The following is a 6,760-nucleotide window of genomic DNA, read 5'->3' as shown; positions in this document are numbered from 1 at the left end:
AATCATGTTCGGCAGGCTCAAGGACTGGCGCCGCATCGCCACACGCTACGACCGATGCCCCAAGGTCTTCCTCTCCGCCATCGCCCTCGCCGCAACCGTCATCTTCTGGCTATGAGTCCTGAGCCTACGCAACGCATGGACGTCCGGTCTGGTGAAGCTGCACCGCAGCGTCGTGGTCGTGCCGACCAGCAGCTTTGGGCCGGCTGCGTCGACGCTGTGGACGACCACCGCAGTGGGCGGCGATATGCTAGGATGCAGGCGGCCAGAGGCCCCGACACCCTTCCGCTAGCAGGGCATTCGCGGCTACATGGGCCCCCACGGCGTTAAAAGTGTGCGCCTTGCAGCGGATGGTCCACCGCTCTGGCGCGAAGGCAGGAGATCGCATGAAGCCAAGGGAGCCCCTGTCCGACTTCGTCCAGGAGGGTTTGCGGGCCGGGCACAGTCCGGATGAGCTGCGCTGCGCGCTTGAGCGCGCCGGCTGGTCGGGCGCCGAGATTGACGCCGCGGTGTCCGCGTGGAGTGACGATGGGCTACGGCTGCCCGTGCCGCGGCCGCGCCCCTCCGTATCGGGCCGCGAACTGGTGATGTTCGGCCTCTTCGCCATCACCCTCGTGGTGGTGATCTGGCACCTCCTGCAGCTCTCGTTCGCGCTGATCGACGTCTGGCTGCCCGATCCGGAGCGTCCCGGTGCGGGATGGCACCACGGCAGCATCCGCTGGTCGATGTCGGTGCTGGTGGTTGTCCTGCCGCTCTTCGCCTGGCTGACGTGGCGGGTCGAGGCGCCGTCCCGCAGCGGGTCCGGGCCGCAGCGCTCGCCCCTGCAGGTGCGCTTCGGGGCGATGGCGGTGCTCGTGTCCTTCCTCGTCCTCATCGGCGCCGCCATCGCCGTGGTGCACGCCGCCCTCAGCGGGGATTTCACGGCGCAGTTCCTTGCGAAGGCGGTGGTGGTCGCCGGCGTGGCCGGGCTCCTGATCGGCTGGTTCCGCGGCCACGCGACCGAGGCGTAGGCATGCGCATCACGAGCCTCGCCCTGATCGGAGTGGTTGCGGGGGTGATCGGGCTCGGGGTCTGGACGGTCGGCGGGCCCGGTCAGGCCCGCGCGGAGCGTCGCGACCAGGAGCGCATGGGCGACCTGAGCACCCTCGCCCGGCATCTGGCCTGTCTGCAACGGCAGGGGCTGGAGGCCGACGAGCGATCGGAGTCCTGCCCCGGGGTGGCGCGCCGCACGGACCCGCTCAGCGGCGATCCCTACCATGTGGATGCGGCGGATGTCGTCCGGGTCTGCGCGCGGTTCGAGACCCGGCTGCCGCGGCAGCGGTGGGGCAACCGCGACGATTTCGACCCTGACGAGGGATGCCTCGTGGTGGGCGCGCGCGACACAGGCGCGTGGTGACGCCAACGGGGCAACGCTCGGCCCCTCGTTCTGGCGGTTATGGCGGCAGGGCGTGATACACTTGATTGGCGAGATTTGCGGTGCGATCCTGCGGTCAAATGGCGGGCGCCCCTTGGGCTCTTTCGGCGTTGATCTCCCTGCGGCGCCGTTATGGCCGCCCAAACCGTGAGGAAGGCAGGCGCACACGTGTCCGATGCAGGTGCCACGCCGGGGGCCTCCGCTCCAGTCGGATTGGCTGCAGGTCCGGACGGTGGATCGCATGGCTGGCTGTGGGTGGCGCTGATGGCCGCGGGGGTCACGCTGGCGGCGGTCGCCTTGCCCCGTCTGCCGCTCATCCTCGTGGTTCCGCTCTGGCTGACGCTGGGCCTGGCCGCCGCGGTACCGGGGGCGGCCAACACGGCCGTGGCGCGGGGACATGCGCTGAAGACCATGCGGACCGCGCACCCGCTGCACAGGCTGCGCCGGGGCGGGCTGGTGCGGGTGACGCTGTGGGGTGCCGCCGGGATCCTGGCCGTGGCGGTGCTTCTCGTGCGGCTGTCGGCGGGCGGGGCGCCTGGCTGGATGGGTGCTGCCGCCGGGGTGGCCGCAGTTGTGGCGGTGATGTGGTCGGGGCGGGGCATGACGGCGCGGCTCCACGCACCCGTGCATGCCGACGCACGGCTGCGCCGCCATGCCCTGCTGGCCGGCACGGCTGCGGTGGTCGTGGTCTCGGGGCTGGCGGGTTGGTGGCTCGGGCCGGGCGATCCCGCGCTCACCCGCCCCGCGACCAGCGCCCTGATCGCCGAGGCGTTCGAGGCGCAGCGCCTCTGGGTCGGGGTCGAGGCCTGGGCTTTGGGCGCCGTGACGGCGCTGGGCCTGCTGCCGCCCATGGCCGAAGCCGTGCTGGCCGCGCTGCTGCTGGGCGTCAGCGGCGGCGCCGTGGCGGCGCTTGCGGTGGCAGCGCTCATGCAGGCGCAAGACTGGAGACGCGCGGTGGCAACCTCGTCGGACGCACAGGAGCCACCCCCGGCGCCCCCCTCAGCCGTGCTGGCGGTAAGCACGTTGACGGTGCTTGTCCTCGCAGGCGCCTTCTGGAGCGAGCGCCAGCTGTTCCCCCATCCGCCCGAAGCGCGGCCGATGGCACAGCTTCAGACCACGGCAGCCGAGCGCATCGGCACGGCATATTACCCCGCCGGAACCCACGCCGAGGTCGATGCTGGCCGCGCCACACTCGCCGCGCAGGACGCAGCGGCATTGGCCGAACTGCGGACCGCGGCGGAGGCCGGGTTCGACGCCATGCTTGCCGGGGTCGATCCGTTCCTGGACGGATACTACTCGCTGCGGGGGGAGTACTGGCGGATGGGCGTGGCCGTGGGGGGCTGGGTGCGGGGCGATCCCGAAGCCGCGCTGGAGGCACATCTGGCGGGCCGGCTGAACGATGCCCTGGACAGCGACACCCACCTGGGTCCGGTGACCGAACGGCTGGCCTTGCTGAGTCTTGCGGAGGCCCGCGCACAACAGGCCGCGCGCGAAACGGCCCTGCTTGGCACGGCGCTCAGCGACATCAATCCGGCACGCCTGCGCGTCGAGGCCAGTTTCCCTGCGCTCGCTCCTCTTCCGGAACTGCGGAGCCTTGGCCTGTCCAGCAACCTGGAAACCCGGCTGGGCGGATCGGTGGCGATGGGGGTACTGGGCGCCGTGGTAGCGCGGCGGGTTCTGCAGCGGTTGGTCCAGAGAGGGATTCTGCGTCTTGGCGCGCGCGCCCTGCTGGCCACGGTGCCGCTTGTGGGCACCGCGCTGGCGGTGGGCACGGATGTGGCGGCCCTGAAGCTCGAGGAGCATTACAACCGCGCAGACTTCCGCGCCGAAATCGTCGCCGCTCTGGAAGAGCAGCGTGCATCGTTCATCGCCGCAATCGCCGCACCCTCGGAGGACTGAACTGATGACAGACGTCGAGCGCGTCCCTGCGAGTGTACGCGAACGCTGGCTGCCGCCCGCGACCTTAGGCGCATACTGCTTTGCGGTCGCGGTGTTGATGCTGTGTTGATGTAAGTGGGCACGCGGAAAGCCCCAGTGCTTCACTTGGGATTTAAGTGTTTTATATTTATGGTAAATCTGGTTGCGGGGGCTCGCAACCGCCGAAACCTACCCCAGCCGCGGTGCCTGCTGCCGGCGTAGGAGGCGACGGATAGCGTCTTGTTTTCGTTTGCCTTATCCTCAGGAGAGGGACAACGATACCGTCCGAGCCCAAGAGGAACACCCTACTGGGACACCGTGAGGATCGCTCGTAAACGGGATCTCACCTCGGCGAACGTCGCAGGGAGCACCCTGCCCCGCACCTCGGCGCGGGCGGCGTCGATCGTGGCGATCTTGGCGCAGCGGATGATCGACGGGGCCGGCAGGCCGGCGGCGGCGGCATCGGGGATCGCCACGTCGCCGACCCAGCCGCGGTTCCCGGCGGAGGTGATCATGAGCACCCACAGCAGGAGGCCGCCGCCTTCGCCCGGACCGGTCTGGGCGACCACCAGGGCCGGGCGGTGCTGCCGTGCCTCGCCGTCGGTGTAGGGGAAGGGGACGCGGACGACGCAGCCCGGCTCAAAATCCGGCATAGGCCTTGCTGTCCGCCTCGCCCGCCCATTCGTCGAAGCAGGCGAACGGGTCGTCCTGAGGCGCGGCGGCCCTCGTCAGGATCACACGGTCGCCCTCGATGGCGTAAGCGATGGTATCGCCCTCCTTCAGCCGCAGCGCGGTGCGCACGGCAAGCGGGATTGTCGTCTGGGCCTTGCTGGTCAGCTTTCCGGTGATCATGGCTCCCTCCGCAGGAGAAGGTAAGGACAGTCCTTACCGAAGGCAAGAGCGGGCCAGAGTGGGCCGATCCGGCGAGCCTTCATGCGAAGGGGCTTGCCCGGTGGGCGCCGTTGGGCGAGCCTGCGGCGTCGGGGATCACCGGGGCGTGCATGGCCTGCGGCAAGGCGGGAGGGAACCGATGGAATTCGAGCGGGGGCGCCTGTGCGGCAATCGGCGGATCTGGGGCCTCGTGGTCGCCGGGGTGCTCGGTCTGGGGGGTGCTGCGCCATCGTGGGCGGCGACGACGGGGTTTTCGGCCCAGGGCCTCGTGCGCGTGACGATCACCGTCGAGGGGGATCGGGCGGGCGATGTCGGCGTGGCCGGCAGCTCGGTCCAGCTGCATCAATCCGGCCAGCCCGGCCTGCGCAGATCGCCCGGGTATCCCGCGCCGGAGACCGTCCTCGGTGTCGGCGACGATGCCGGGATCGACCGGACGATCACGCCGCCGCCGACGCTGGCGGCGGTCGGCAACACCGAGGGGGGCCTCGCAGGGCTGATCCTGCGCAGCGAGGATGGCGCGACCGATCTGAGCGACCCGCTGCCCGGTGTCACCGCCGCGTTCGGTGACGCCGAGGCCAGCACGACGGCCACCGCCGGCGGACAGGGCACCACCCTGGAGTTCACGTCGACCGCCTCCGGCGCGGCGACCGAGCCGGGCGCCTTCGCCGACGCCTCGTCGGAGTGGACGGTGGAGATCACCTTGACCAACCTGTCGGGCGAGCCGGTCACCGTCCTGTGGGCGGTCGAGACGCTGCTCAGCGCCAATGTCACCGGTCAGAATACCGACCGTGGGTTTGCGGCGACCGACGCCATCGCCCAGGTGCCCGACGAGGACCCGTCGACCCCGCAGGCGCCGGGAACGGGCGCGGCCAGCGCGCCGATCCTGCCGGGGTGGTACGCGACGATGCTGCTGCCGCCCGAGCTGCGCGACGACCCCGAGAACCTGCAGACCCATGCGGCGACCGCGTCAACACGGACGTGGTCCCGCACATACCGCCTGGAAATCCCGGCGGGCGAGTCGGCCACGCTGGAATTCGGGCTGCGGACGGCAGGCAGTGCCACGATGGCGGTCACGCCGATCCCGCTGCCCGCAAGCCTGCCGCTCCTCGTGACCGCGTTGGCTGGAGCGGGCCTGCTGCGCGCCGCCCGCACGCGCAGGGGCCGAGACCACAGAGCCGCCGCAGGCCGCCTCCCGACCCGCGCGGTCCTGCCGTGGCTGCATGAGGGGCGCGGGCACATGCATGCGTGTCAATCGATATGCTGACCCACCCGCGGCAAGTGACGCACCGTGGAGATTCTTGGCTGCCCGGTGACCTTCTCTCCGCATCCCCACCAGATCGAGGCCGCCCGTCGCGCCCATGACGACTGGTGCCAAGCGCTCAGCTGAATCCGGGACGGGCTGATGTCGGGCGCCATGCTGCGGGAGGTGGCGGGAACAGCAGCGATGCCGCCGATCATGCCATGGGCCCACAGCCAGTTGCGCGAGCCCCGATGACAGCCCAACTCCTATGCGAACATGATGAACAGCTCATCCTCAAAGCCGAGTTCGGTCAGGATGAACTTCATCCGCTCGAACTTGGTCGTGGAAGCGATATTGGCCCCATCAAAATACCCCTCATCCACCTGAACCGACTGGCGCAGGGTGGAAGCATCAGCTGTCAACTGGATGCGATCACCGAGCTTCCTGCCATGAAGGGCATCGGGTTTGGGCCGCGCGCATGGCCGGCGCGGAGGATTTACAGCGCGCCCAGGACCTCGCGGTGATCAGGCGCGAGGGTGGGGTTCCTGCTGTGGTTCGTGGGCTTCATGGCCTTTGGCGGCGAGCGGTTCCTGATGTGGAAGTCCGGGACCTGGACCGGCCAGCAGGCGGCGTGCCGGTTCTACATCACGATCCTGGCGGTGCTGGTCTTGGTAATGCATCCCGACCCGGCGCCGCAGCGCTGAGGCGCGCGCGTCACTCCACCAGCTCGATGGTGCCGGGGCCGGCCGCGCCGCCCCCCATGCCAAAGGTGTCGAGGTCGAAAAACGACGTCGCGCAATTGGCGGTGATGTCAGCCGATCCGGTGAAGTAGAGCCGGGCCATCACCATCATGAAGCAGCCGTCGTCGACGCCGCTGCCGCCGCGGAACTCGATCGTGGCGCGGGGGGTGTAGATCGCCCCCGTCACGCGCGAGCCCACCAGCACATGGGTCCTGACGCTGGCGGTGTCCTGGCTGTCAAATACCAGCACATTCTGCCACGGACCGTCGCGCATCGCCTGCAGGTCGGCGGTGGTGTTGTTGCCAAAATCCAGCTGCGCCCCGTTGATCAGATAGACCGCGATTCCGGCCGAGGCGTCGATGTCGGTCCAGCCCTGGGCTCAGGACCCATTGATCTGCTTGCGGCTCGCCGGTTGGCGTGATTCACGGCCCTCGATCAACGGGGGGCATGATGAGCAATCTGTTCTGGCTGACGGACGCGCAGATGGCGCGGCTACGACCGTTCTTTCCAAAGAGCCATGGCAAGCCGCGGGTCGACGACCGACGTGTGCTGAGCGGGATA

Annotated in this window: 9 protein-coding genes and 2 pseudogenes; 8 read left to right on the top strand and 3 right to left on the bottom strand. The window is 69.7% G+C overall.

Annotation, left to right across the window (positions count from 1 at the left end; translation table 11 throughout):
- The 4 genes and pseudogenes from CCR87_RS06275 to CCR87_RS06260 all read left to right on the top strand — a co-directional run.
- Positions 1-115: pseudogene (locus CCR87_RS06275) on the top strand (IS5/IS1182 family transposase); the annotation flags it as partial.
- 268 nt (positions 116-383) lie between these two features.
- Entirely contained in the window at positions 384-1,007 is a 624-nt protein-coding gene (locus CCR87_RS06270; RefSeq protein WP_201156703.1) for a DUF5671 domain-containing protein, read from the top strand.
- Positions 1,008-1,009: 2 nt separating this feature from the next.
- A complete protein-coding gene (locus CCR87_RS06265; RefSeq protein WP_201156702.1) occupies positions 1,010-1,393 on the top strand; it encodes a hypothetical protein in 384 nt (127 codons plus the stop codon).
- A gap of 282 nt (positions 1,394-1,675) precedes the next feature.
- Complete coding sequence (locus tag CCR87_RS06260; RefSeq protein ID WP_201156701.1) at positions 1,676-3,310, top strand: hypothetical protein; 1,635 nt, start codon at positions 1,676-1,678, stop codon at positions 3,308-3,310.
- A 323-nt stretch (positions 3,311-3,633) separates the two neighbouring features.
- Here the strand turns inward: CCR87_RS06260 and CCR87_RS06255 are convergent, their stop codons facing one another.
- Together CCR87_RS06255 and CCR87_RS06250 are read right to left on the bottom strand one after the other, a co-directional pair.
- Positions 3,634-3,981, bottom strand: a complete 348-nt coding sequence (locus tag CCR87_RS06255) for a type II toxin-antitoxin system PemK/MazF family toxin (protein ID WP_201156700.1) — start codon at positions 3,979-3,981, stop codon at positions 3,634-3,636.
- A complete protein-coding gene (locus tag CCR87_RS06250; RefSeq protein WP_201156699.1) occupies positions 3,968-4,180 on the bottom strand; it encodes a type II toxin-antitoxin system PrlF family antitoxin in 213 nt (70 codons plus the stop codon). The genes CCR87_RS06255 and CCR87_RS06250 overlap by 14 nt, the downstream gene beginning before the upstream one ends.
- A gap of 178 nt (positions 4,181-4,358) precedes the next feature.
- Here CCR87_RS06250 and CCR87_RS06245 point away from each other — a divergent pair, with 178 nt between their 5' ends.
- From CCR87_RS06245 to CCR87_RS06235, 3 genes are all read left to right on the top strand, one after another.
- Positions 4,359-5,483 (top strand): hypothetical protein, encoded by a 1,125-nt coding sequence (locus CCR87_RS06245; RefSeq protein ID WP_201156698.1) that lies wholly within the window; start codon positions 4,359-4,361, stop codon positions 5,481-5,483.
- 227 nt (positions 5,484-5,710) lie between these two features.
- Entirely contained in the window at positions 5,711-5,983 is a 273-nt protein-coding gene (locus CCR87_RS06240; RefSeq protein WP_201156697.1) for a hypothetical protein, read from the top strand.
- Positions 5,984-5,995: 12 nt separating this feature from the next.
- Positions 5,996-6,163 carry a DUF2165 family protein gene (locus CCR87_RS06235; RefSeq protein ID WP_338048884.1) on the top strand — a complete coding sequence of 56 codons (168 nt, stop codon included), beginning with the start codon at positions 5,996-5,998 and terminating at the stop codon, positions 6,161-6,163.
- Between the two features lie 10 nt (positions 6,164-6,173).
- On the opposite strand, the gene CCR87_RS06230 is transcribed toward CCR87_RS06235, so the two are convergent.
- Positions 6,174-6,473: a hypothetical protein gene (locus CCR87_RS06230; RefSeq protein ID WP_201156696.1), complete on the bottom strand. Its 300-nt coding sequence runs from the start codon at positions 6,471-6,473 to the stop codon at positions 6,174-6,176.
- A gap of 176 nt (positions 6,474-6,649) precedes the next feature.
- Here CCR87_RS06230 and CCR87_RS06225 point away from each other — a divergent pair.
- A pseudogene (locus CCR87_RS06225) lies at positions 6,650-6,760 on the top strand (IS5/IS1182 family transposase); the annotation flags it as partial.

The organism is Rhodobaculum claviforme, from assembly GCF_016653255.1.
Taxonomy (GTDB): Bacteria; Pseudomonadota; Alphaproteobacteria; order Rhodobacterales; family Rhodobacteraceae; genus Rhodobaculum; species Rhodobaculum claviforme.
The sequence above is the reverse complement of the archived record's forward strand: the minus strand, read 5'-3'. Positions and strand labels throughout refer to the sequence as shown.